At 43.0% G+C, this 22,106-nt stretch carries 19 protein-coding genes and 2 pseudogenes; 6 read left to right on the top strand and 15 right to left on the bottom strand.

Annotation, left to right across the window (positions count from 1 at the left end):
- Nucleotides 1-170 precede the first annotated feature (170 nt).
- The gene (locus tag ACMHKJ_RS02025) at nucleotides 171-518 is read left to right on the top strand and encodes a two pore domain potassium channel family protein (protein ID WP_413491809.1); all 348 of its coding nucleotides are present in this window, start codon (nucleotides 171-173) and stop codon (nucleotides 516-518) included.
- Between the two features lie 329 nt (nucleotides 519-847).
- On the opposite strand, the gene ACMHKJ_RS02020 is transcribed toward ACMHKJ_RS02025, so the two are convergent.
- Nucleotides 848-1,126 (bottom strand): VF530 family protein, encoded by a 279-nt coding sequence (locus ACMHKJ_RS02020; protein WP_413491808.1) that lies wholly within the window; start codon nucleotides 1,124-1,126, stop codon nucleotides 848-850.
- A 63-nt stretch (nucleotides 1,127-1,189) separates the two neighbouring features.
- A complete protein-coding gene (gene fic / locus ACMHKJ_RS02015; RefSeq protein WP_413491807.1) occupies nucleotides 1,190-2,266 on the bottom strand; it encodes a protein adenylyltransferase Fic in 1,077 nt (358 codons plus the stop codon).
- Between the two features lie 254 nt (nucleotides 2,267-2,520).
- Here fic and arsC point away from each other — a divergent pair, with 254 nt between their 5' ends.
- The 3 genes from arsC to ACMHKJ_RS02000 all read left to right on the top strand — a co-directional run bounded on the left by arsC (nucleotide 2,521) and on the right by ACMHKJ_RS02000 (nucleotide 5,566).
- Nucleotides 2,521-2,943 (top strand): arsenate reductase (glutaredoxin), encoded by a 423-nt coding sequence (gene arsC / locus ACMHKJ_RS02010; protein ID WP_413491806.1) that lies wholly within the window; start codon nucleotides 2,521-2,523, stop codon nucleotides 2,941-2,943.
- 245 nt (nucleotides 2,944-3,188) lie between these two features.
- A complete protein-coding gene (locus ACMHKJ_RS02005) occupies nucleotides 3,189-4,181 on the top strand; it encodes a YeeE/YedE family protein (RefSeq protein WP_413491805.1) in 993 nt (330 codons plus the stop codon).
- Between the two features lie 8 nt (nucleotides 4,182-4,189).
- Nucleotides 4,190-5,566, top strand: a complete 1,377-nt coding sequence (locus tag ACMHKJ_RS02000) for a rhodanese-like domain-containing protein (protein WP_413491804.1) — start codon at nucleotides 4,190-4,192, stop codon at nucleotides 5,564-5,566.
- 515 nt (nucleotides 5,567-6,081) lie between these two features.
- Here the strand turns inward: ACMHKJ_RS02000 and ACMHKJ_RS01995 are convergent.
- Nucleotides 6,082-6,444 (bottom strand): cupin domain-containing protein, encoded by a 363-nt coding sequence (locus ACMHKJ_RS01995; protein WP_413491803.1) that lies wholly within the window; start codon nucleotides 6,442-6,444, stop codon nucleotides 6,082-6,084.
- Between the two features lie 79 nt (nucleotides 6,445-6,523).
- A complete protein-coding gene (locus tag ACMHKJ_RS01990; RefSeq protein ID WP_413491802.1) occupies nucleotides 6,524-7,336 on the bottom strand; it encodes an AraC family transcriptional regulator in 813 nt (270 codons plus the stop codon).
- Between the two features lie 43 nt (nucleotides 7,337-7,379).
- Here ACMHKJ_RS01990 and ACMHKJ_RS01985 point away from each other — a divergent pair.
- A pseudogene (locus ACMHKJ_RS01985) lies at nucleotides 7,380-7,499 on the top strand (hypothetical protein); the annotation flags it as partial.
- 5 nt (nucleotides 7,500-7,504) lie between these two features.
- On the opposite strand, the gene ACMHKJ_RS01980 reads toward ACMHKJ_RS01985, so the two are convergent.
- The 11 genes and pseudogenes from ACMHKJ_RS01980 to malI all read right to left on the bottom strand — a co-directional run bounded on the left by ACMHKJ_RS01980 (nucleotide 7,505) and on the right by malI (nucleotide 20,257).
- On the bottom strand, nucleotides 7,505-7,816 hold the full coding sequence (locus ACMHKJ_RS01980; protein WP_413491801.1) for a cupin domain-containing protein: 312 nt from the start codon (nucleotides 7,814-7,816) through the stop codon (nucleotides 7,505-7,507).
- 83 nt (nucleotides 7,817-7,899) lie between these two features.
- Nucleotides 7,900-8,055, bottom strand: a pseudogene (locus ACMHKJ_RS01975) (EamA family transporter); the annotation flags it as partial.
- 320 nt (nucleotides 8,056-8,375) lie between these two features.
- Nucleotides 8,376-9,518 carry an MFS transporter gene (locus tag ACMHKJ_RS01970; RefSeq protein WP_413491800.1) on the bottom strand — a complete coding sequence of 381 codons (1,143 nt, stop codon included), beginning with the start codon at nucleotides 9,516-9,518 and terminating at the stop codon, nucleotides 8,376-8,378.
- A complete protein-coding gene (locus ACMHKJ_RS01965; RefSeq protein WP_413491799.1) occupies nucleotides 9,518-10,441 on the bottom strand; it encodes an aKG-HExxH-type peptide beta-hydroxylase in 924 nt (307 codons plus the stop codon). Before ACMHKJ_RS01965 ends, ACMHKJ_RS01970 begins: the two co-directional genes overlap by 1 nt.
- A 464-nt stretch (nucleotides 10,442-10,905) precedes the next feature.
- A complete protein-coding gene (locus tag ACMHKJ_RS01960; RefSeq protein WP_413491798.1) occupies nucleotides 10,906-11,931 on the bottom strand; it encodes a threonine aldolase family protein in 1,026 nt (341 codons plus the stop codon).
- Nucleotides 11,932-11,961: 30 nt separating this feature from the next.
- Complete coding sequence (locus ACMHKJ_RS01955; protein ID WP_413491797.1) at nucleotides 11,962-12,621, bottom strand: Crp/Fnr family transcriptional regulator; 660 nt, start codon at nucleotides 12,619-12,621, stop codon at nucleotides 11,962-11,964.
- A 165-nt stretch (nucleotides 12,622-12,786) separates the two neighbouring features.
- The gene (locus tag ACMHKJ_RS01950) at nucleotides 12,787-14,034 is read right to left on the bottom strand and encodes an adenosylhomocysteinase (protein ID WP_413491796.1); all 1,248 of its coding nucleotides are present in this window, start codon (nucleotides 14,032-14,034) and stop codon (nucleotides 12,787-12,789) included.
- Between the two features lie 171 nt (nucleotides 14,035-14,205).
- Complete coding sequence (locus ACMHKJ_RS01945; protein ID WP_413491795.1) at nucleotides 14,206-14,670, bottom strand: NUDIX hydrolase; 465 nt, start codon at nucleotides 14,668-14,670, stop codon at nucleotides 14,206-14,208.
- Between the two features lie 46 nt (nucleotides 14,671-14,716).
- Nucleotides 14,717-15,622 (bottom strand): AEC family transporter, encoded by a 906-nt coding sequence (locus ACMHKJ_RS01940; RefSeq protein ID WP_413491794.1) that lies wholly within the window; start codon nucleotides 15,620-15,622, stop codon nucleotides 14,717-14,719.
- A 357-nt stretch (nucleotides 15,623-15,979) separates the two neighbouring features.
- Nucleotides 15,980-18,274 carry an autotransporter outer membrane beta-barrel domain-containing protein gene (locus ACMHKJ_RS01935; RefSeq protein ID WP_413491793.1) on the bottom strand — a complete coding sequence of 765 codons (2,295 nt, stop codon included), beginning with the start codon at nucleotides 18,272-18,274 and terminating at the stop codon, nucleotides 15,980-15,982.
- Between the two features lie 954 nt (nucleotides 18,275-19,228).
- A complete protein-coding gene (malI, locus tag ACMHKJ_RS01930; RefSeq protein ID WP_413491792.1) occupies nucleotides 19,229-20,257 on the bottom strand; it encodes a Mal regulon transcriptional regulator MalI in 1,029 nt (342 codons plus the stop codon).
- A 196-nt stretch (nucleotides 20,258-20,453) separates the two neighbouring features.
- Here malI and malX point away from each other — a divergent pair, with 196 nt between their 5' ends.
- Nucleotides 20,454-22,076 carry a maltose/glucose-specific PTS transporter subunit IIBC gene (gene malX / locus ACMHKJ_RS01925; protein ID WP_413491791.1) on the top strand — a complete coding sequence of 541 codons (1,623 nt, stop codon included), beginning with the start codon at nucleotides 20,454-20,456 and terminating at the stop codon, nucleotides 22,074-22,076.
- Nucleotides 22,077-22,106: the final 30 nt, after the last annotated feature.

Here is a 22,106-nt window from a genome sequence, read left to right as displayed (position 1 = left end):
TAAGAAGCCTAACCCTTCCCTTTAGGGCAAGGTCAAGCGTTATCGGTTATTTTTTTCAGGAAAGTGTTTGTACTTATGGTCATTAGATACAACGGCGCTGCTCAGTTAGAATTAACGCAATGAAACGGCTACAATAAGGGTATAAATACCAACAGGAGTTACATAATAATATGTATGAATCAAAAAATATGCCGGTAATCCCGTTTAGTGCGTTTTTAAAACGTCTGTTCTTGCATTTTGGTGGTGCTGTTCTTCTTATAATCGTTACCTTATTTATTGGTATGGCAGGGCACATGGTTTTCGATGCCAATATAAACTGGCATGATGCGACATTAAACAGTGCGTTTATAGCAAACGGTATTGGTCCGTATATTGTACCGCAAGGTCTGGCAGGAAAAGTTTTTTTTGCTTTTTATGGTATGTTTACCAGCCTGGTATTTATGACTACGCTGGGGCTGGTTCTGGCACCTATTGCTCACCGGATATTACACCGGTTTCATTTAGACACTGAAAATTAAGTGATATTTAAAATTGCGGAGCCGATGTATACCCATATTTTACAGAAATAAAAATGTCCCGGAACTTATCGTCCGCCATTTAGAAAAAAACTCACTTTTTGGGTCGGTATTCTTGGTTTTACGATTTTGTATGAACGTACGGAAGAACGTTTCGTCTATCTGGATTTAAACGGGGTTCAGTTTATGCCGGAGGAGTATCAGGAAAGGATATACCAGGTCAATAACACTGAACGGGTGCAACGCCAATTCCTTGTTCAGGATCCGGACGGGTATTTATTACGCCTGGTTCAGGTTATTAATCGCTGAGCATCAAAAAACACGGATAATCTCTATTCAATAGTTTTGGTCCAGGGATTGAATCCCGGATGCGTCTCTTCTTCCTGAATATCTTCATCCCGTGAATCAAGATACAGCGCTTCAACTTCTGCGCGCGCCCAGGGCGTTCTGCGCAAAAATTTCAGACTCGACTTCACGCTCGGGTCACTTTTAAAACAATTTATCTTAATAATTTGAGACAGTTTGACCCAGCCATATCTGGCAACGAGTGTATTAATCTGCATTTCAAGTGTGACGCCGTGCAAAGGGTCTTTAGACGTATTAGCTGTCATGAATAAAGTGTCCTGTTATATCAGATATCAAAAAATAGGGAAGCTGACGGAGTTTAGCACAGATTACCGGTTTAATTCCTGTAACAGGCGTGTATTAAGGTACAGTTTTTCCCGCCCGGATTGCATTTCTTCCAGCACACCGATTTCAACCAGTTGTTTCAGGTAAGCAGAGGCCGTCTGACGTTTTGCCACACCCCGCTCAACAAGATTCTCTATACGGCAATAAGGTTGTACAAAAAGAACCTGAATTAACTCATGAGTATAAATTTTAGGTAATTTTTCCCGTACGTATCCGGTAATATCTTCTATTAGGCTGCGGATAATAGCTATTTTCCGGGATGTCCATTTTGCTGTATTTTCAGTGGCTTCCAGCATAAAGAGTATCCAGGGTTCCCAATCGCAGCTCTCTGTCACTCCGCGTAATAATGTGTAGTACTTATCCCGGTTTTCCAAAATAAACCGCGACAGATAGAGAATAGGTAATGACAGTATGTCAGTCTGAATCAGATATAAAATATTCAGTATCCGCCCGGTTCGCCCGTTACCATCGGGAAACGGATGAATACATTCAAACTGATAGTGCAATATTGCCATTTTAATCAAAGGGTCAATATCATCTTCCGCGTGCAGGAATGTTTCCCAGTTTGTCAGCAAATTCCGGATAACAGTTTCGCCTGACGGCGGGGTATATATCACATTTGCGTATTGGTCGCTTAATACGGTTCCCGGCGTTTTGCGGATATCAGTCTGAATAGATCTCAGCGTTGTACAAATCGTTATTGCGGTATTAGTACACAGCGGAAATGTGTTTAACTGTGCAAAACCATTATGCAACGCAGTGCGGTAGCGTAATGCTTCTTTAGTTGCGGGGTCTGCATTCTCTTCGTGACCGGCATACTGGAATAATTGATCGCTGGTGGTAACGATATTTTCAATACGGGAAGAATCTTTTGCTTCCAGCAACGGCAGAATATTGATAAGCAGGGCAGGATCCGGAATAAGTTCTCCTGCCGTTTTCAGTTCAGCAACCGCCGCGCGTGCAGTGATGCACGCTTTGAGTATTTTCCGTGTTTCAATAAGATCCAAATCCGGCGGTAGTGCGGGAAGTGTGTTGTAAGGGATTTCCGGATTATAAGTCATATATTTACAAAACCTGTTTTTATCGACATATGATCATACTATGTTGATAGCATAAACATGTCACGTACTATATGTACGAAAAATTCACTTTTATCGACATATCACTGATATGTGTCGATGTGATAAAGGTATGCCGGTGAACAGAACGCATAGCTGCTCTATCAATACCGGCATTATCATGACTATTCCTGTGTTAACAGTCACATTAATTGCGCTGGTACTTCGTTTGTCTGTCCTGAGTTAGGAGAGATAGCATGAGTAATATAACGATTTATCATAATCCGGACTGTGGCACATCACGAAATGTACTCGGGATCATCCGTAACAGCGGGGAAGAACCGACCATTATTTACTATCTGGAAACGCCACCGGACAAAAATACACTGATGAAATTGATATCTGATATGGCTATCACCACCAGAGATCTTCTGCGGAAAAACGTCAAACCTTACCAACAATTAAACCTGGGAAATGATATTTTTACAGATGAGCAGCTTGTCGATTTTATGTTAAAACATCCGATATTAATTAACCGGCCAATTGTGGTTTCACCATCAGGTACAAAACTTTGCCGACTGTCAGAAGTTGTACTTACAATATTACCTCAACCACAACAGTGTGACTTTATTAAAGAGAATGGAGAGGTGATCCATAATCTGTCACGACAGAAGAGCTGATATTATTTATCCTATCTGATTAAAACTTAACCCTCTTGCACTTTTTTCTTCCGGAAATTGATGCAGAACAAGTTAATAAGATTCAATCGTACTATTTAAGCGTTATCATAAGAAAATCAGAAAAGAACCGGAACATCGCGCTCAGGATATAATCTAAAGTGTGGTTACCGGTTTTTCTGGTTTTATTCAGGATAACTATTGAGGGATATTTATGCGGTTCACAGGATCTTTATGGGAGCCGGCTCATGATTAGCGGCTTATTCATCGGCATGCTTTTTGGCGGGCTTTTGCAATCAGGGCAATTTTGCTTTGTTTCCGGTTTCAGAAATATTGTTTATCAGAAAAACACCCGTTTTCTCACCGCGCTGCTGATTGCAGTTTCTATTCAGGCTACCGGATTTTTTACCCTGCAATCAATGGGATTACTGACTATTCCGGAAGGCACTCTGCCGGTGACTGCCACTATTGTCGGCGGTTTTTTATTCGGGGTCGGCATGGTATTAGCGGGATGCTGCGGTAGTGGTGCCTGGTTCCGGTCCGGCGAAGGGCTGACAGGAACATGGATTGCTTTATTTGCATTTGTCGTCACCATGGCGTCAGCCTGGAAAGGCAGTTTAAAACATTGGATTGAGCCATTATTAATACATCCGGCACAAGCTGATACTATCTATAAAACACTGAATATCTCCCCGTGGTTTCTGGTCGCCGTATTAATTATTGCCACTGTCGGATTACTGATTTATCAGCATCGTCATCCCCGTTATTCACCGCCATCGTCGGGCAAATTTAAGCGATTACCCCTTAACCTTACCGCCGTGCTTATTGGTATTCTCGGCATTATTGCCTGGATTTTCAGTGCGGAAAGCGGTCGCAACTTTGGTTTTGGTATTTCTGTACCTTCCGCCAATGTTATTCAGTATTTAGTGACAGGTCAGCAGCGTTATTTCAACTGGGGAATGTTATTTGTTATTGGTATTTTTGCCGGTTCAATGATCAGCGCTAAAGTACGCGGGGAGTTTTCCTTAGCATTACCACCGGACGGAAAAACCGTTGTAAAACGGTTAACCGGCGGCATAGTAATGGGAATAGGGGCAACACTTGCCGGCGGATGTACTGTAACTAATTCACTGGTAGCTACCGCGTATTTCTCCTGGCAGGGTTGGATTTCAACACTGATGATTATGGCGGGTGTTTGGATCACCAGTTATTTTATTAAACCATCACAGTGCAGAATATAGGAACATATATGAAAGGAAAATTAACAATCTTATTATTATCAGCGCTGTTGTCGGGCTGTGACCAGACCGTTGTAAAAGATATCAGTGTTGATGAGTTATCAAAAAACCTGGATAACCCAGATTACCTTATTATAGATACCCGTCCGGACAGCCTGTATTTTGGTTTTAAAGATAAAGATGCAACCCGCGGTGGTCATATAAAAGGTGCAATGCAATTTACCACCGGGTGGCTGGATTTTATTGATGAAAATAAATTCAATAATTTTGTTGCCGAAAAGGGAATTACCAAAGAAAAAACGCTGGTTTTCTATGACAGTAATTCGGATGACCTGGATAGGGTAACCGCTGAATTTGCCGCCAAAGGCTATAATGTACTCGCATTTAAAGAGTTTATTAACTATGCAAATTCAGATTATCCGATGGAGAAATACCCGAATTACTGGATGAGTGTTTCACCCGGATGGGTCAATGCCGTACTTAACGGTGAAAAGCCGGAAAGCTATACCAGTGATAAAAAACCGGTGATATTTGAAGTTTCATGGGGTGAGGCGGAACAATCCAAATCCTATTCCACCCATATTAAAGGTGCCTATCATTTTAATACGGACTGGATTGAAAATGCACCGGTGTGGAATTTATCTGAACCAGATGTCATTAAAAATAATTTACTGAAAAACGGCATCCGCAAAGATACCCCTGTCATAGTCTATTCTGAAAATCAGATGGCGGCATTACGGGTATTATGGGCGCTGAAATGGGCAGGGGTCGAAGATGTCCGTTTTCTTAACGGTGGTTTAAATGTTTGGGTTGATGCCGAATTACCGACAGAAACCGTGGTTAATATACCTGTGCCGGTTTCTGATTTTGGTGTCTTTATTCCGGCAAATCCGCAGGTCAATATTTCCATGCCCGCTGAAGCTATTCAGGCACAAAAATCAGGGCTAAAACTGATCAGTAACCGCACATGGGATGAATATACCGGAAAAATTACCGGCTATGATTATATTCCGCGTAAAGGCGAGCCGGCAGGGGCTATCTGGGGATTTGGCGGTAAGAATTCTAATGACATGTCTGATTATTATGATCCTGACGGCACACTACGTAATCCGGAAGAGATCTTTGCGCTCTGGAAAATGCAGGGAATTGAGCCTTCAGACCACGTTGCTTTCTATTGCGGAACCGGATGGCGGGCAAGTGTCTCATGGTTTATGACGCAAATGGCGGGCTGGGAAAATAGTCAGATATATGATGGCGGCTGGAATGCATGGCAAATGAACCCGGAATTACCGGTGCTTGATAATGCACAGAGTAAAATCAGCAAACCAGATGCACTGAATGACTTTGGTGAGATTGTGAAAAAACCGGGACAATCCTGCAAAAGCTGATGCCGGATTTGAATTACCCGCCTGTTTACGGGCGGGTATATATTTCCGGTGCCTCGGTGGCCGGCTTCGGATACCGGATTCCGATAGTGGCCGTGTACTGAAATCAGAGGTAGAGCTTTTTTATAAAGGATTTATGCAACAGCTCAGTAGTTGCAGACAATCACCAGGTCAGATGTTCGCAGGCCAGAGAGGATAGGTTACTTATATGAATTACTCAGTCGGAACAGCTAAATACCATGGTGCTATTGTGAGTTCATTTCATTTAACATAATATACATTATGCGAACATAAGTGTGAAATGAAAAAAACCAGCGTTCTGGCTGGTTAATCATGTTAGTTCTTTTTCGGCTCTAAACCGAGTTCTACCTTCATTTAATCCCGAATCGCTAATAGAAAAGTTATCATATCCGCTCTGCGCTAAGTTAGAGATGTCTGTCACGTGGGCTCACCAGATAGATCAACGTCTACCAACCAATTGGGGGTCGATATTATTCGACCCTGAGTGTGTTTAATAATTAAATTCGAATATCATTTTTTGCAGTCCGCTCTCCGCCTTCATGGCCTGTATTTAGAATGCCACAAGGTTCAATTATCATAATATGAGTTTCGATATCGGCACTGGTCTTATGCTCTATACCTCGAGGAACAACATACATTTCTCCTGCAACCAGCTGTACATGTTCATCTTGAAAATCAATCCGTAAAATACCATCGAGTACAATAAATGCTTCGTCTGTCTCCGGATGTGTATGCCAGATAAAATCCCCTTGAATTTTGACTACTTTAAATTGATAGTCATTCATTTCAGCAACCACTTTAGGTTGCCATTGTTCAGTAACAAGGGATAATTTATTTTTTAAGTTAATGGGTTGATACATTATTGAGCTCCTTATAAATGAGGGAGCATCATAGTAAGAAATGCTGAATAATTCTTGAAGGATCGTGCAACTTAATATCTCAGTTTTTTTGGATGTATTTTAACCAGCGACCAGGGGAAATACCAAAATGACTTAAAAACTGACGAGTTGCATGACTTTGGTCTGCAAACCCAGCTTCGACAGCACTATCTGCCAAATTTACACTCTTTAATATCAATTCTTTAAACCGTTCCAATCGCCGCATCGTGATATATCTATATGGGCTTGTTCCAAATAACACACGAAAATCCCGGCTCAAACTCCACCGTTCCCTACCACTTACTGAAGAAAGTTCATCTAGTGTAATATTGTTATCAAAATATGAATGAATATACTCCCGGGCAAGCTCTGCGGCTTTGTAATCAAATGACCTTCGTTGTTGATTTTGTCCTCCAATAGCAGCGAGGACCTGTACAAGATCATAAATTGCATCTTCTTCTTCAATCATTTCAAAATGCATATCCATTGCTTTTAATAAGGGCTGAGTCGCAGCGGATAGTCTGGGATCAATAGAAATACCATCAGGAATAAAGGGGAGCGGTTTACCGCCAAGAATATTTTGAACTAAAGACGGTTTAATATATAACATACGATACTGAAACCCATCCCGTGTACCGGCCTTTCCATCATGCACTTCATCCGGGTGTAATATTACCGTCCCTCCGGGTAAGCTATGACGCTTTTGACTACGATAATTAAAACTTTGTACACCAGATAATGTACGTCCAATGGCATAGGTGTCGTGGCGATGAGGTTGATAACCATGACCAGAAAAAAAAGCCTCTATCCGTTCTATCTGCATTGAGTGCTTAGCTAGCCTCACCCAGTCTTTAGCTTTTTCATTTCTTGGCATCCTGATACTCTCCTATCAAACCATAGGTAATTAACAATATTATATCGGTATTCCTCAGCACCTGAGTAAGCTGGGTGTGAAAGAGTCTGATTTCCCGTATATGGCTGATATGGCACTCAAAGACAGTAATGCGTTCTCTAACCCGCACAAAGGATTTGGTTAATCCTCTTAAACAGAGCCCTCTTTTTCAATCACCAGTATCCTGGCTTCCCCCACCGGATGTGCAACATGTTCACAGCCGATACCGGCATAAAAAATATCACCGGCATTTAAGATAAGTTTTTTCGTTTCACCATTCTCTTTGTAATGCATTTCTACAGCGCCATCCATGACGGCAAAAACCTCTTGCCCGTCATTAACATGCCACTTATATGCTTTATCTGTCCAATGCAATCTTACTGTTGTGCCGTCCAAATTAGCGATATCTAATGCCTGCCAGGCTTTGTCTGCGGTAAAGTCTTTGCTTTTGTATGTTTTCATTTTGTAATTTTTTGTAGTTATCAATCGGTTATTGTGTATTTGATATTTGCAGTTTTTTAAATCGGAATCAATAATTTTCTATTCTATTTTCTGGTAGTTGAACAAAAGCAGATACCGGAAATGATCAGAACCGCACTTAACAAATGAAAACTGTGTAATGTCTCATTTAAAAATATAACGCCAAAAAGACCGCCGCTCAGTGGGATCAAATGAGAGAAAATTTCGCCCCTGGTTGCACCATTAAGCTCTGGTATCACAAGGTCTTATTAAGCGGAGTATGATATGGATAATGAAATAGTGGTAACTTCCCATTCAGCGCGTGGCTGGGTCAATGGTTTTATTGATGTATTGATGTTCTGATTTTTAGCGGCGCCCTACCCGCCACAAAAGCCGGTATTATCGGGTTTGCACCTGATTTTTTGACAGTGGCACGGGCAGCAATTGCCGGGATTTCTCTCTGCGCTGATACTCAATGAGGCGGTCAGCTTTGTGATGATTACATCAACTGCTGGTGTTATTGCCTGTGTGGCGGGTTCAAAGCGATTTTCCTGATGGAGTATTATGAGGGTGATTTATTTTTTGACTGAAGATTAAAAACGATGATCAATATAAACAGTGTTATTACCAGCGGCATAAACATAACTGAATCACCATAAATAACAGCCGCGACAGCGGCTCCAATGGCCAGCGCCATACCGGAAATACCGTCCAGTATGGCAATTTTCCGATCGCTGTTCACTGATGTAATTAACGTATCAATACCTGCTCCGTAAAACATTTCCAGAAATGTTACACCAATAACAATTAACAACAGACCCGGTAATTCTGTCAGCTGAAAAAACCAGGGAATAAACAGCAGGATACAAAATCCGGTTGCTATCAGTATCGCATTTACTATGCCCCATTTTTCCGTGAGATACCGGTATACGGGGATCTGTCCGAGAATTATCACACCGGTGTTGAATAACATCACCGGCCCAATGAGTGATTTGTTATCTGATTGCACCAATTCCAGAGGAACAATGACTTCAAAGGTGTAGTACAGCATAGAAAAAAGAATACTGATAACTGAAATAACCGCGGCATCTTTATTTATCAGGTCAGAAATCGTGATGGTACTACGTGGCTGATATGGTTTCCCGGGACAATTTTTTAACCCGGTTGAGAACACGATACCAATGATAAAGAATAAGATTAGTGTCAGGAGTGCTGCGGTAAATGTAACGGAAAAATAGACAAATGCACTGATCATCATCGGTGAAATTGCCGCTCCTGTATTATTGAGCGTCATTCGTACAGAGAAGCTTTCACTCATATTTTTCGCTGTAGCTTTAATATAATATTTTGATGCAACCGAAAAAAAAGATGTGGCAATACCGTTTGTCAGCATAACAATCAGACAAAGATAAAATGATTGATCATAAAATAACAGTGAGAGTGATATTAATTTAAATATCAGCGAAAAAATAATAACTTTTTTACTATCAAACCGTATTGTTGACGGGATCACTATAAAATAAGCCAGTGAATATGACCAGAATTTTACTGTTCCTAAATAAAGTATTTCTTTAGCGCTGAGATGTGTACCGACAAGGTATAACAGCGCCAGAGGCATCAATAATCCGGAACCCATTGCATTTAACAAGAAACAGAGGTTAATGGCCCGGTTGTTTTTTTCAAAAACGGCCCGGTATATCCTCATCAGCTAAGGTTCCAGCGCTGACATATTTCAGAGAAAATCGTCCTTCCGGTATCGGTAAGTACGGCATGTTGTTTGACGATACCGGCTGTGTTACGTAACTTATTCAGGCTGTCAGTAAACCGTTCGTTATACTCATCTGTACATTCACCAGTATTGTTTTTAATGATTTCATCAAATACATGGCAAATACGGGAAAGAACGAATAAAGCATGAAATATACCGATCATAGGCCTGTCGTCATCACGTAATGGTGCGGTAAATACATCATCGGGCGAATTCAATACCAGTTGATCCTGTGCGTTCAGTATATTCAGTGCGGTATGCCCACACTCATGGGCCAGAATATCAATATAATACGCTACAGAATGGGACGGATGAATATAGGTAAATAACATGCCCCACATATAAAAATTAGTGCCTGAGCGCATAAACCGCGAGCCATCTTTTGTTTCCTGAGTCAGGTAAATCTGATGAATAAATTGATTGATCTCCTGCCAGGTATCAGGAACATCACGATAAATAACAGCAAGCGCCTCCTTAATTTTTACCGTTTCATCCGTTGCCAGTTGGTTGTCATCACAATAGCCGAAACCAAGCTGTTTATCGTCTCTGATTATCTTTAAAATTATATGTGCTGCAAATGAACTATCATCAGAGCTCAGTGGTGATATAGCAAGTTGTTGCAGGCTATCTTCTCTTTTTAATTGATTAAGATAGGTTATTGCAGTTGAGTGCTCTTCATGTTCGGCATATATACCGGCTATATAGTGGATAGCACAAGTTTCCCATGATAACGGCAATGACGATTTTATTTCAGGTAATTCATAAAAATCCAAAAGATAATTCAGTGATGTATAAATTTCATCTGAAAAATATTGATAAGCCTGCTGATGTGAATAATCAGGAAAAGTCAGATTAAACATACTATCATGCTCCATTTGTTATATAGTAAAGTACATGAGAGGGTCATGCCTGTAACAGACAGACATGACCTGTGGTCATTATTAAATAGCAGGCATATTATTTACTAAATGACCAGCCAGATAATGGGGATTTTATCTTCAGCAGTTTACTGGTATCTAATTTTTTCATTATTTCAATTCCTTATAAATAATAATAGATGGAGTTAGATTGATTATTGCTGCGTTTGAATAACAAATAAATCGTAAATGAAAAAAGAAAAATAAAAAACATTTTTTCATTATGTGTGTTGTTTTTTAGATGATAGTCACAAAAAATTAATTTTTTTAATTAAAATATAACAGGGTTGTATATGTTAATTAAATACCCATTAATTAATATAGATATTAATAATTCATTTATTATTAGATAATAAAAAACCGCCCGGTGTTATCTTCCGGGCGGTTTCAATAAGGGTCTGAATGGCTTATATCAAAGATAAAAATGTTTTTTTAAAGTCATCGATGTCATGTTGTGTCGTCGCCCATGATGTACACAGACGTAAACAGGATTTACCCGGTTCAGCAAGCAATGTTTCATGGAATACAAACTGTTTTTTCAGTTTTTCGGCCAGTGTCGCAGGCAGGATAACAAATACCTGGTTGGACTCCGGTGGTGCCAGAAAGGTGAAACCCTGTTCTGTAAAGAATGCAGATAACTGCCCCGCCATATTATTCAGATGGCGGCCTAATGTGAAATAGAGGTCATCGGTAAACAGTGCCAGAAATTGTGCCCCGAGCAACCAGCCTTTTGCCTGTAATCCACCCTTCTGCTTGATACTGAAACGGAAATCGTCTTTCAGTACAGGATTATTAATCACAAGTACTTCTGCGGCGATAGCACCGATTTTAGTTCCGCCGATGTAAAACGCGTCTGTCAGCGCGGCAACATCTTCAATAGTGATATCACTCACGTCAGACATCAGACCGGATGCCAGACGCGCGCCATCCAGGTAGAGCCACAAACTGTGTTCATCACAGAATTGGCGCAACGCCTGTAGCTCTGCTTTGCGGTAAACCGTACCGATTTCGGTGGAGTTCGTGATATAGACCAGTTTTGGCTGCACCCAGTGTTCATCATTGTGTTGAGCAACAATCGGTTTCAGATGATCGGGTGTCAGTTTTCCGTCAGGGGAAAAAACAGTGATAACTTTGTGCCCGGTTGCTTCAATCGCGCCGGTTTCATGTGTCGCAATGTGCCCTGTGCTGACAGAGATAACCGCCTGATGCGGACGCAGAAAGTGAGAGATAGCCGTCAGGTTTGTGATAGTGCCGCCGTTGAAAAAATGCACGTCTGCCTGCGGACGACCTATCCGCTGTTTAATCAGTTCAGCTGCACGGTTGCACAGTGAATCCATTCCGTAGCCGTCGTGACGGTGCCCTGCGGTGTCAATTATTTCTTTTAAAACAGCAGGATGAGCTACTTCATTATAATCATTCTGAAAACGGTACATGTATTCCTCCAATTATGTTTTCCTGATAAATCAGGTCGTGCTTACCAACCCGATCACGCCCTCATCAAGGGTGATTTTCCCCTGAGTTTTCAGGCGCAGCAGGACTTTGTCAGCATGGCGCCGGGAGGTTCCCAGGATGCTGGCGAGCATATCCCGGGGAAGACGGATTTGGTGACCACTGATTTGTGTCAGCATATAAAGTAAGTTATTTTCAATAGAATCAACGGCATTCATCAGGCGCTGTTCGCCGTTAATCAGACAACGTTTTGCCAATTGACGATTAAGCAGTAGTGACAAGCAGTGATCCTGAGCAAGCCAGGTCAGAAATGCCGTTGCCGGCATGCGCAGAACACGGCAATCTGATAATGCAATAACATCATACCGGTAGGCCTGCTGGCAGATAGCTTCCATTTCACCCAGGAATTCGCCGCGATAACAAAAGGTTAATCCAACTTGCTTGCCATTTTCCGCTTGTTTATTAACGATAAATTCGCCGTCCAGAATAACATAAACCGCCTGGTTAGGGTCGCCCTGACAGATAAGGTTTTGTCCGTTACGGACATGCAGTGTGGTAACGGTATTTCTGATGAGATCAGGGACATCACGGAACAAGCCGTCTGCATTGGGCAAAAGCTCTTCTTCACTGAATTTCAGCCATAATTCACGAAACGGGGTATCGTTTTGCATCATCGTTATCAATTGGTCAGATTGAGATATTTATCGTGAAAATACGGTAACACGGTTAATCGTGTGTTTGAATAGGTCGTGGCGGGTTATTTTTTGTTACAGTGTAACAAACATGCATCAACCACAGGCGTGTGCTTCCTGCGGTTGATGCATATGTAATAAACGAAATTAATTTAGTTCGTAACCGTTCAGGTATTTTTGCTGTTTTGTGTTCAGATTATCCAGAGAGACACCCATGTCTTTTAGTTTCAGAGCTGCCACATTGCGATCGATTTCATCACTTACATCATAGACTTTGGCTTCGAGGTTGTGTTTGAGCAGGTATTCCGCACTCAGCGCCTGAAGTGCAAAACTCATGTCCATAATTTCTGCCGGATGACCATCGGCACAGGCGATATTGACCAGCGCCCCGCGACCTAATAAATAGAGGGTATGTCCGTTTTTCAGGGTACAGCCCTCGATATTGTCACGGACAGTCGTGATAGTGTCGCTGAGCCGTTTCAGGTCAGTCAGATTAATTTCATCTTCAAAATGACCGGTATTACTGATGATCGCACCCTCTTTCATCAGACTGAAATGCTCTGCTGTCAGTACATCACAGCATCCGGTGGCGGTAATGAAGATATCTCCCCGCTCTGCCGCCGCGTTCATGGTCATAACGGCAAAGCCGTCCATTTTCGCTTCCAGTGCTTTGATAGGATCAACTTCCGTCACAATGACTTCAGCACCCAACCCTTTTGCCCGCATTGCGCAGCCTTTACCACACCAGCCGTAACCGGCGACAACAACCGTTTTCCCGGCAATAACCAGGTTGGTGGTGCGCATAATACCGTCAAATGTGGATTGCCCGGTGCCGTAACGATTGTCAAACAGGTGTTTGGATTGCGCACCGTTAATGGATAACACAGGGAAATTCAGTACCTGATTTTTTTCACGGGCAATTGCGCGTAAAACGCCGGTGGTGGTTTCTTCACAGGCACCGATGGTGTGTTTTGCGTATTCAGGATAGATACTGTGCAATTCATGAACCAAATCGCCGCCGTCATCAATCACAATGTGCGGCTCACAGGCCAGTGTCTGTTTTACAAATTCCTGATATGCCTGCGCATCTGCCCCGTGGACGGCAAAGGTACTGATCCCGCTGACAATAAGTGCCGCCACGATATCATCCTTAGTAGACATCGGATTGCTGCCGGTGACCGATACCTGCGCGCCGCCTGCCGCCAGAACCCGCGCCAGATAGGCGGTTTTGGCTTCCAGGTGAATAGAGAGCGCAATACGTTTTCCTGCAAAAGGTTGCTCTTGTATAAAACGTTGTTCCAGTGCTCTCAGCAGTGGCATATGGGCACGGACCCAGGTAATTTTTTGCTCGCCCTGCGGGGCTAATGAGAGATCTTTATAGATACCGGTGACCATAGCAACTCCTGTGTACCTTTATTCATTCAAACAGCACTGCATCTTGAATGACATCGGATATATACGTTTTTAATTACGGGGAATTTCGTCACAGTAACGGAGTGTATTATACGCCTCCAGGGCAATTGCCCTGAAAACAGCAAAAAAGGTTAACCGGATGATATTTTGTGATCAGAGGCGGGACTGGATCATGGCGATCAGCCCGCAAACATCCTGCGGGACATTATCCAGCGTACTGATTTCATCTGGCGTCAGCCAGTGAAATTCCGGATGTACGGCGACATCCTCACGTAACGGGCGGCACCAGTACACCATATCAATGTGCCAGTGTTCACCGATTTTTTTATCACGGATAAATTCTTTCAGAATGGCCATGGGCAGCGGAAGTACACCCACTTCCTGCAGTGGTGTAATCTGTTGTTGTGTTTGTGTATCCCAGCTGATTACCCGGCAATCCAGCCCGGTTTCTTCATTGATTTCACGCAGCGCTGCATCCTGTGGTTCTTCATTTTCTTCAATGTGCCCGCCCGGCGGCAGCCAGATCCCGAGTTTGGGATGCAGGTGCAGCAGGAAACGTCCCCGGCGGTCACTGATAAGCCCGGACGCTGTAAAATGTTTGATAACAGATAATGTCATATTTTCTCAGTATATTTATTTTTCAGTCAATGGTTTTGATAATCGCTCAGGTAATAATTGTCATGACAACCGGCAGTGTCAGGACGGCGACCATGGTCTGAAATGTAATGATACCCGCCATCAGTTGGCTGTCACCGCCGAGCTGGCGCGATAAAATATAGGCGGTCGGCGCGGTCGGGATAGCAAAGAAAATCACAAACAGGTGATATTCAAGATCGCTCAGCCCAGTTACAGCCGCAACAGCAATTGCCAGAAGCGGCATCAGACATAAGCGGAGAGCACTGTTAAACCCGATTTTCAGTGCTGAATAACGGATAGTCGCAACCTGCAATGCCGCCCCGACACATAACAACCCGAGCGGCAGGCTGGCGCCGGCAAGTAATTTGGCAAACTGGTGTGTATTATACGGCAGTCCGATACCAGAGATATTCAGTAACATCCCGATAATACAGGATATTATTAACGGATTTGTCAGAACAGGAACCAGCAGACGGCGCAGCGACAACTGCTGAAATTCTGACAGGGAAATCACGGAAATAATGTTACACAGCGGCACTAATACCGCGAGGATCACCGCGGCAACAGCAACACCGGAAGGACCATAAAAATCATTGACGATGGATAACCCGAGATAGGTATTAAAGCGGATAGCCCCCTGGATAAGCACACCAAATTCAGCAACCGGCATTGCACGAAACCGCTTTGCAATCACAAACCCGATTGTTGCCAGCCCGAGCATAATAACCAGAGAAAGCGCGAGTTTCGGCAGTTGCGGGTTATCCAGCGGTGCGGTGGCCAGGCTGCTTATCAGCAGTGCCGGAAACAGAATATAATAATTGAGTTTTTCCGCACCATTCCAGAACCCGGCATCAAATACCGGACGCCGCTTTAATACGCAACCCAGTAAAATCAAAGCAAATAACGGCCACAGTGTCATTAATATGGCAAACATCAGCGGACTTCCGGCAAGACAGATATGTCCGCATCATAACAGGAACAACCAACGGTGCGAGTGTTACGCACTGTTTTGTATCGCTGATCGCGTTTTTACATTAAATCCGGCACAACGCATAAAACACACTACGTTTTTGCCGCGCAGTATGTTAACCCGCCTGAGTTATTACCTGATAAGTTTGCCGGCCAAATGAGCTACAATATCAGCGGATTATACTGAGTATGGTGGATTTTCTCCCAAGTTATATACTCTAGTCTGCAAAGTGACTTATCACCACAGATTGTGTAGAAAAAACAAACCCTGACATGTACATATCCTTATGTACATGATTTACCTTTCTTATGATTTAATTAACTAGAAGTTATACTTAACTCCAATCATAGCTGAACTATCGTTATACCCTTTATCACCCACTTGCGTACCTATATTCCCCCACAGGTTCAGGCGTGGGCTGATTTGCCCTTCTACACCCACTTTCACCTCACCTATGTTACGGGCACCGGCCTGGCTGATACGGACATCATCCATCGTAGCGCTATAGCTGCGTGTATTGTGCAACCAGTTAGCTTCAATAAACGGCTCGAAGGTACGACCTTTGCCTTCATCCATAGCATAATGGCTCTTCAGATAAGCACGTATACCCAAACGTGTCTGTACGTTGCCATCGCCATCGCTATTGACAAGGGTACCATTATCTTCTCTGTGTTGGTCGGCCACCACACCCATCCACGTTGCCTGTGCTGTAGGTTGGATAAACCATTCGTTTACCGTACCTTTGCCACTGGTAAAATCACCCATTTTAATGGTGTAACCCGTTTCCAGCGATGCCGTTAACCCTTTAGACTTATAGGACTCACTGGCCAGCTGTTCGCCATTGACATCGTTATTAAACCAGTTGTATTGCAACCATGTATCTACATAAAGACCCGATTTATCTGCATCGTTGGCAAACCACGTACCATAAACGCCAACACTGTAGCCATTAACGGAACCTTTAGAATCATAGCTCGTTACAGAGGAATTAGTCTTACTATGACTATTAGCATACCCGGTCATCAGTCCCAGATGGCTTTGATTTAAACCATTTGTTGACCACTGTGCGATATCGCCCCCCAACTGAATCACATAGCTATTACTTTGAGTTTTTAATTGCCCATTATTATCACGCCAGCCGTTATGCTTCCCAACCTGACGTAACCAAAGGCTGGTGACCTTTTTCTCGCCGGTGAGAACATCAATATACTGAGTTTCACCTAAACGGTCGTGTAAACTTGTATTAAATAACGTATTTGCCGCTGTGAGATTAGCAATATAGCTACCACCTTCAGGCCGACTCACATGTTCACCATTAACAGGTGGCCCAACTACAGGTGGCTCAACTACAGGTGGTTCGACTACAGGTGGCTCAACTACAGGCGGCTCAACTACAGGTGGTTCAACTACAGGTGGTTCAACTGGTAGTTGACTTGTTAAAATCCAGTTATTGTTTCTGCGAACCAGCGAGTAGTCGTATGCACCAGCAACGATACGGCCGCTCTGAGTAAATATACCGTCTGACTGACCGTCTACATGAATTAATTTAATTCCTTCAATAGTCCCGGCGCCTTTCCCGCCGATATTATTAACAATGACATTTGTATTACCATAGCTATCTCCTTCAATGATCATCTTATCGATAAGAGAGTCATCCCCGGCCAATTTTGCATTAAAACTGATAGTGCCATCATTCCCAATATAATTATAATGAACAGTCAGGGTTGAACCTATACCATACCCATCAGAGAACCGTATAACTCCAGCGTTAGCAAGTTCGTTTACATCAGAGTCCAAAATAATATCCCATGAAGAAGTGGAGTCAATATTAAGCACACCAACGTTACGAATGTAGCCAACAAGTGATGAATAATTGGATAATCGAGTGTCTATATAAGATTTACCCACAGCAATTATAGAGCCAATAGCACTGCTTTTATTAAGGTTAAAGTCAATAATCGATTCGTCAGAGCCAAGTAACAAGGCGGCGGTAGGATTTCCGGTGGTGACCATTGAATCGTTAATTACATTAATTTTTGCAAAAGCCCCATCAGAAACCATAAATGCCGTGGTGCTTTCGGTAGTGACAGATGAGTTATCAATAGCAATATTAGTGGTAAAGTAGGTACCAGCATTACCTTTATATATATGGATCGCACCAGCTGTATTTTTTGACTCAATAATACTTCCATTTTCAATGGAAATATCTCCGCCTTTTGTAATAATCCCATATCCGGAACCATACTCATCTCTTCCGGTGGAATTTATTTTAGTATTGTCAAATTTAATTACACCACCAACAATATAAGCTCCGGTTGCCGAACCTTCTGCATTTATAGTACTATCCTGCACTAAGGTTGTAGTGGTTTTTGGATCCTCAATTCCGTTAGCATTCACAACCAATCCATTAGCACTTGCTCCGGAAGTGCCATCCGTCGCAGTTACGTTAATAACTGTATTTTTAACCTCATACTGTTTAAAATCATTAAAGATTGCCCATGTATCATGACTAGATAAATTAGCATCTTCAATAACGGTGCTGGCGTACACAATAGTAGGGCTTAAAATAATTCCTGAAATAACCAGACTGAGTGTTTTTACTTTATAGTTACGCATATAATAATTTTAATACTCTTTTATAATAGGTGAGTTATTGTAAATTTTTAATAATATCAATAAAAAATGAAACTCATATTGAATTAGGTAATTCCAGAGTGTGCTCTTTTGGTTAATATTCGCCTCATCCAGTAGATACATTTCATTAGATTACGAAATGTCATGTTTTAACGCTATTATAGTCACCTCTGCCATTAATAATATAGAATAAATATTCATTACCCTTCGCGGCGATATATAAATGAAATAATACATCAACAAATCCAGATGACTCCGTGCTAAGGTAGCCTTCAATCTTCTGGATTGTTAAAATAATATTTTAATAACATCATTGGTTTGTTATTTTTAATCTGGTTTGACTTATTTATTTTTTATAATCGTCCTCTGCTAACTCCCTATTGACTCAAATTTATTTGATGATTTTTTCTTTTTTTTCTTTTCCGTTAAATAAGCAACCGAGTAGTATTGTTCGATTCCGGCTTAATTTAACTGATGCATTTTTCTTATGGTAATATAATCCGTTTTCCATTAGCATAATTTAACTGTCTGATGCATTAAGTTTTTTTTCGAATTTTAAACATTAACAAGTAATCAATAGAATAAACTATTATTATTTAATTTCTCATCAAGATGAGGTAATTTAACAACAAAAACCTACAATTAGTCAAATTCATTATTGTTATTATATCTACCAGTAAAAGAGGTTAATTGTAAGAATTGTCGGCAGGGCGGCACAAATCCAGAAGGATTCTGTCGCATTAACAGCGTGAAGTCAGCAAATGAACGCTAAATAAAGATTATAGTTTTCGTTTTCCTTGTCACTCCGCAGTTAAAATGTGACCTGATTCTCCAAAAGAGAAATGTCACTTTTTCTTCTGAAGAACAGGGATTCTATCTTCGCAAGCTGGTTCTGAACTTATTGGTCACACCGGAAACGCTGTTCTTCATGCGTTTTTATCCGTTTAACTGCGCAAAGCCAGGTGACAACGTCACGCTTACAGGCGGGGTATCATCACCGCGGATGCGGCGTAACAACCGTGTGGCAGCGGTGCTTCCTACTGCACGTGACGGCTGGGTGATAAAGGCGACCGGGATGTCATACAGCGCTTCGCTGCCGATATCATCAAACCCGACCAGTGCAATTTCCCGGGTATAATAACTTTCGTTATCCCCTTGTTTTACGGCGTTTCCGGTGCTCAGTGCGGCAAAATAAGCGCCGAGCGCAGTGCCGGTGTTATGACAGACAATGGCACTGACATTGGGGTACTGATACAGAAATTCAGACACCAGGCGGATAATATTTTGCTGCTTATTATCAGTCTCAACAATCCATTCCGTCCGGAACGGCAGCCCGTATTGTACTAAGGTGGAGCAGTAACCGCCGATCCGCTCAGCCCGGGTCAGTGAATCACTTTCCCCGCCGAAATAGGCAATCTGCCGGTGACCATTTTTGATGAGATATTCTGTTGCCAGCCTGGCGGCAACCGCATTGTCCGGGCGGACAACATCGATACCGGCAAACTCACAGGCACGGGCAGCACATACCAGCGGGATCTGATAATGATTTATCCGCTCAACGACATTATCTGTCAGGAATTTCCCGCCGCCGACAATCACACCATCCACACCATAGCGGATCAGGCTGTCCAGCGAGCGGGTAAAACCGTCGGTTGAATTGCCGCATTGTGTCAGAAAAACCTGTTTTCCCTGAGTCTCCGCGTATTCACTGACACCGGCGGCAACTTCTGCGTAAAACGGCTCAGTAATATCTTTGACAATCAGCCCGATCACATTCGAAATGTTATCGCGTAATGTCGCGGCCTGTTGATTACGGACATAGCCCAGCGATTCAATTGCGGCATTTACTTTTTCCGCTGTTTTACGTGAGATCCGCCCTTTTCCGCTGAGTACCAGCGATACCGTTGTGACTGACACTCCGGCCAGTTGCGCCACATCGACAATCGTGACTTTTCTGAGATTCATAACGCCAGATACTTCCCTTATACGCCGGATACCGCAGCGAATTTTACACAATATCCGATAAAACGTTTTATCTATTTATTAAATATGGTTGTCAGGTCATGTTTATTTTTTGTGATCGGGTAAGTATTATATTTTGGTAAAACGTTTTATCTTATTTTACCTTAACGACACCACACTAATAATTACAGGATACGGTATGAGTAGCCAACCAAAACAAAAAGTCACGCTCTGGGAGTTTTTCCAGGGACTTGGCAAAACATTTATGCTGCCTGTCGCACTGCTCTCATTTTGCGGGATCATGCTCGGGATAGGCAGTTCGCTTAGCAGCCGTGATGTTCTCACCCTGCTGCCGTTCCTTGACCACACTGTATTCCAGCTGGTTTTCACCTGGATGAGTAAAGTCGGCTCATTTGCTTTTAGCTTTTTGCCGGTGATGTTTGCTATCGCCATTCCGCTGGGTCTGGCGCGCGAGAATAAAGGTGTCGCTGCATTTGCGGGCTTTGTCGGCTTTGCGGTATTCAACCTTGCCACCAACTTTTATCTGACGGCAACCGGTGTATTACCCACAACCGACCCGCTGATCCTTAAAGCTCACAATATTCAGAATATCATTGGTATTCAGTCAATTGACAGCGGAATTCTGGGCGCGGTGATTGTCGGTATCATTGTTTATATGCTGCATGAGCGCTTTAATACCATCCGCCTGCCGGATGCCCTCGCGTTCTTCGGCGGTACCCGGTTTGTGCCGATTATCACTACCCTGGTGCTGGGTTTATGTGGTTTATTGGTACCGCTTATCTGGCCGTGGTTCGCGATGGGGATCAACGGATTAGGTAAGCTTATTCACAGTGCAGGCGCATTCGGCCCGATGATTTTCGGTTCCGGCGAACGGTTGTTACTGCCTTTCGGGCTGCACCATATTCTTGTTGCGCTTATCCGCTTTACTGAAGCGGGCGGCACCATGGATGTGTGCGGTAATACCGTTAACGGCGCGCTGACTATCTTCCAGGCACAGCTTTCCTGTCCGGATACACAGGGCTTCGCGGCAAGTGCCACTCAGTTCCTTTCTCAGGGAAAAATGCCCGCTTTCCTGGGCGGTCTGCCTGGTGCGGCGTTAGCTATGTATCACTGCGCACATCCTGAAAACCGTCATAAAATTAAAGGATTACTGATTTCCGGTGTGGTTGCCTGTGTGATTGGCGGTACCACTGAACCTCTGGAATTCCTGTTCCTGTTTGTCGCGCCATTCCTGTATCTGATCCATGCGATTCTGACCGGTCTTGGTTTCACCGTGATGGCAATCACCGGGGTGACTATTGGTAATACAGACGGTAACCTGATTGATTTTGTGGTCTTCGGGATCCTGCACGGTATTCAGACTAAATGGTATATGGTGCCGGTTGTCGCCTTTATCTGGTTCGCCGCTTACTATGCGATTTTCCGTTTTGCTATCACCCGCTTTAATATCAAAACCCCGGGTCGTGACACAGAAACCAAAACCGGTGATAAAGCCCCTGCTATCACCGGCTCAGCGGGTAAATCCGGTTATAATGTCCCTGCTATCCTTCAGGCTCTCGGCGGCAAAGAGAATATTATTTCTCTGGATAACTGTATCACCCGTTTGCGGATGTCAGTTCATGATATGAGCAAAGTTGATGATGCACAGCTTAAAGCGCTGCGGGCAATCGGGGTTGTTCATCTTAATGACCATAATTTACAGGTTGTTATTGGTCCGCAGGTTCAGTCTGTCAAAGATGAGCTGGACCAACTGATGAAATCTGTGCCTGACAGCTCACAACCTGAACCTCAGAATGCCTGATATTCCTCACCGCACTGTTTATCAGTGCGG

It is taken from the genome of Morganella psychrotolerans, assembly GCF_965118875.1.
GTDB lineage: Bacteria > Pseudomonadota > Gammaproteobacteria > Enterobacterales > Enterobacteriaceae > Morganella > Morganella psychrotolerans_C.
The sequence above is the reverse complement of the archived record's forward strand: the minus strand, read 5'-3'. Positions and strand labels throughout refer to the sequence as shown.

What these genes read in the sequence shown, in the direction of transcription:
- ACMHKJ_RS01960 (WP_413491798.1), bottom strand. Translation starts at nt 11,931, where the DNA reads ATGTACCGTTTTCAGAATGATTATAATGAAGTAGCTCATCCTGCTGTT.
- ACMHKJ_RS01980 (WP_413491801.1), bottom strand. Translation starts at nt 7,816, where the DNA reads ATGAAAACATACAAAAGCAAAGACTTTACCGCAGACAAAGCCTGGCAG.
- ACMHKJ_RS01945 (WP_413491795.1), bottom strand. Translation starts at nt 14,670, where the DNA reads ATGACATTATCTGTTATCAAACATTTTACAGCGTCCGGGCTTATCAGT.
- malX (WP_413491791.1), top strand. Translation starts at nt 20,454, where the DNA reads ATGAGTAGCCAACCAAAACAAAAAGTCACGCTCTGGGAGTTTTTCCAG.
- ACMHKJ_RS01970 (WP_413491800.1), bottom strand. Translation starts at nt 9,518, where the DNA reads ATGAGGATATACCGGGCCGTTTTTGAAAAAAACAACCGGGCCATTAAC.
- fic (WP_413491807.1), bottom strand. Translation starts at nt 2,266, where the DNA reads ATGACTTATAATCCGGAAATCCCTTACAACACACTTCCCGCACTACCG.
- ACMHKJ_RS02025 (WP_413491809.1), top strand. Translation starts at nt 171, where the DNA reads ATGTATGAATCAAAAAATATGCCGGTAATCCCGTTTAGTGCGTTTTTA.
- ACMHKJ_RS01990 (WP_413491802.1), bottom strand. Translation starts at nt 7,336, where the DNA reads ATGCCAAGAAATGAAAAAGCTAAAGACTGGGTGAGGCTAGCTAAGCAC.
- ACMHKJ_RS01940 (WP_413491794.1), bottom strand. Translation starts at nt 15,622, where the DNA reads ATGTTTGCCATATTAATGACACTGTGGCCGTTATTTGCTTTGATTTTA.
- ACMHKJ_RS01995 (WP_413491803.1), bottom strand. Translation starts at nt 6,444, where the DNA reads ATGTATCAACCCATTAACTTAAAAAATAAATTATCCCTTGTTACTGAA.
- ACMHKJ_RS02000 (WP_413491804.1), top strand. Translation starts at nt 4,190, where the DNA reads ATGAAAGGAAAATTAACAATCTTATTATTATCAGCGCTGTTGTCGGGC.
- ACMHKJ_RS02005 (WP_413491805.1), top strand. Translation starts at nt 3,189, where the DNA reads ATGATTAGCGGCTTATTCATCGGCATGCTTTTTGGCGGGCTTTTGCAA.
- ACMHKJ_RS01965 (WP_413491799.1), bottom strand. Translation starts at nt 10,441, where the DNA reads ATGTTTAATCTGACTTTTCCTGATTATTCACATCAGCAGGCTTATCAA.
- ACMHKJ_RS01935 (WP_413491793.1), bottom strand. Translation starts at nt 18,274, where the DNA reads ATGCGTAACTATAAAGTAAAAACACTCAGTCTGGTTATTTCAGGAATT.
- ACMHKJ_RS02020 (WP_413491808.1), bottom strand. Translation starts at nt 1,126, where the DNA reads ATGACAGCTAATACGTCTAAAGACCCTTTGCACGGCGTCACACTTGAA.
- ACMHKJ_RS01955 (WP_413491797.1), bottom strand. Translation starts at nt 12,621, where the DNA reads ATGATGCAAAACGATACCCCGTTTCGTGAATTATGGCTGAAATTCAGT.
- malI (WP_413491792.1), bottom strand. Translation starts at nt 20,257, where the DNA reads ATGAATCTCAGAAAAGTCACGATTGTCGATGTGGCGCAACTGGCCGGA.
- ACMHKJ_RS01950 (WP_413491796.1), bottom strand. Translation starts at nt 14,034, where the DNA reads ATGGTCACCGGTATCTATAAAGATCTCTCATTAGCCCCGCAGGGCGAG.
- arsC (WP_413491806.1), top strand. Translation starts at nt 2,521, where the DNA reads ATGAGTAATATAACGATTTATCATAATCCGGACTGTGGCACATCACGA.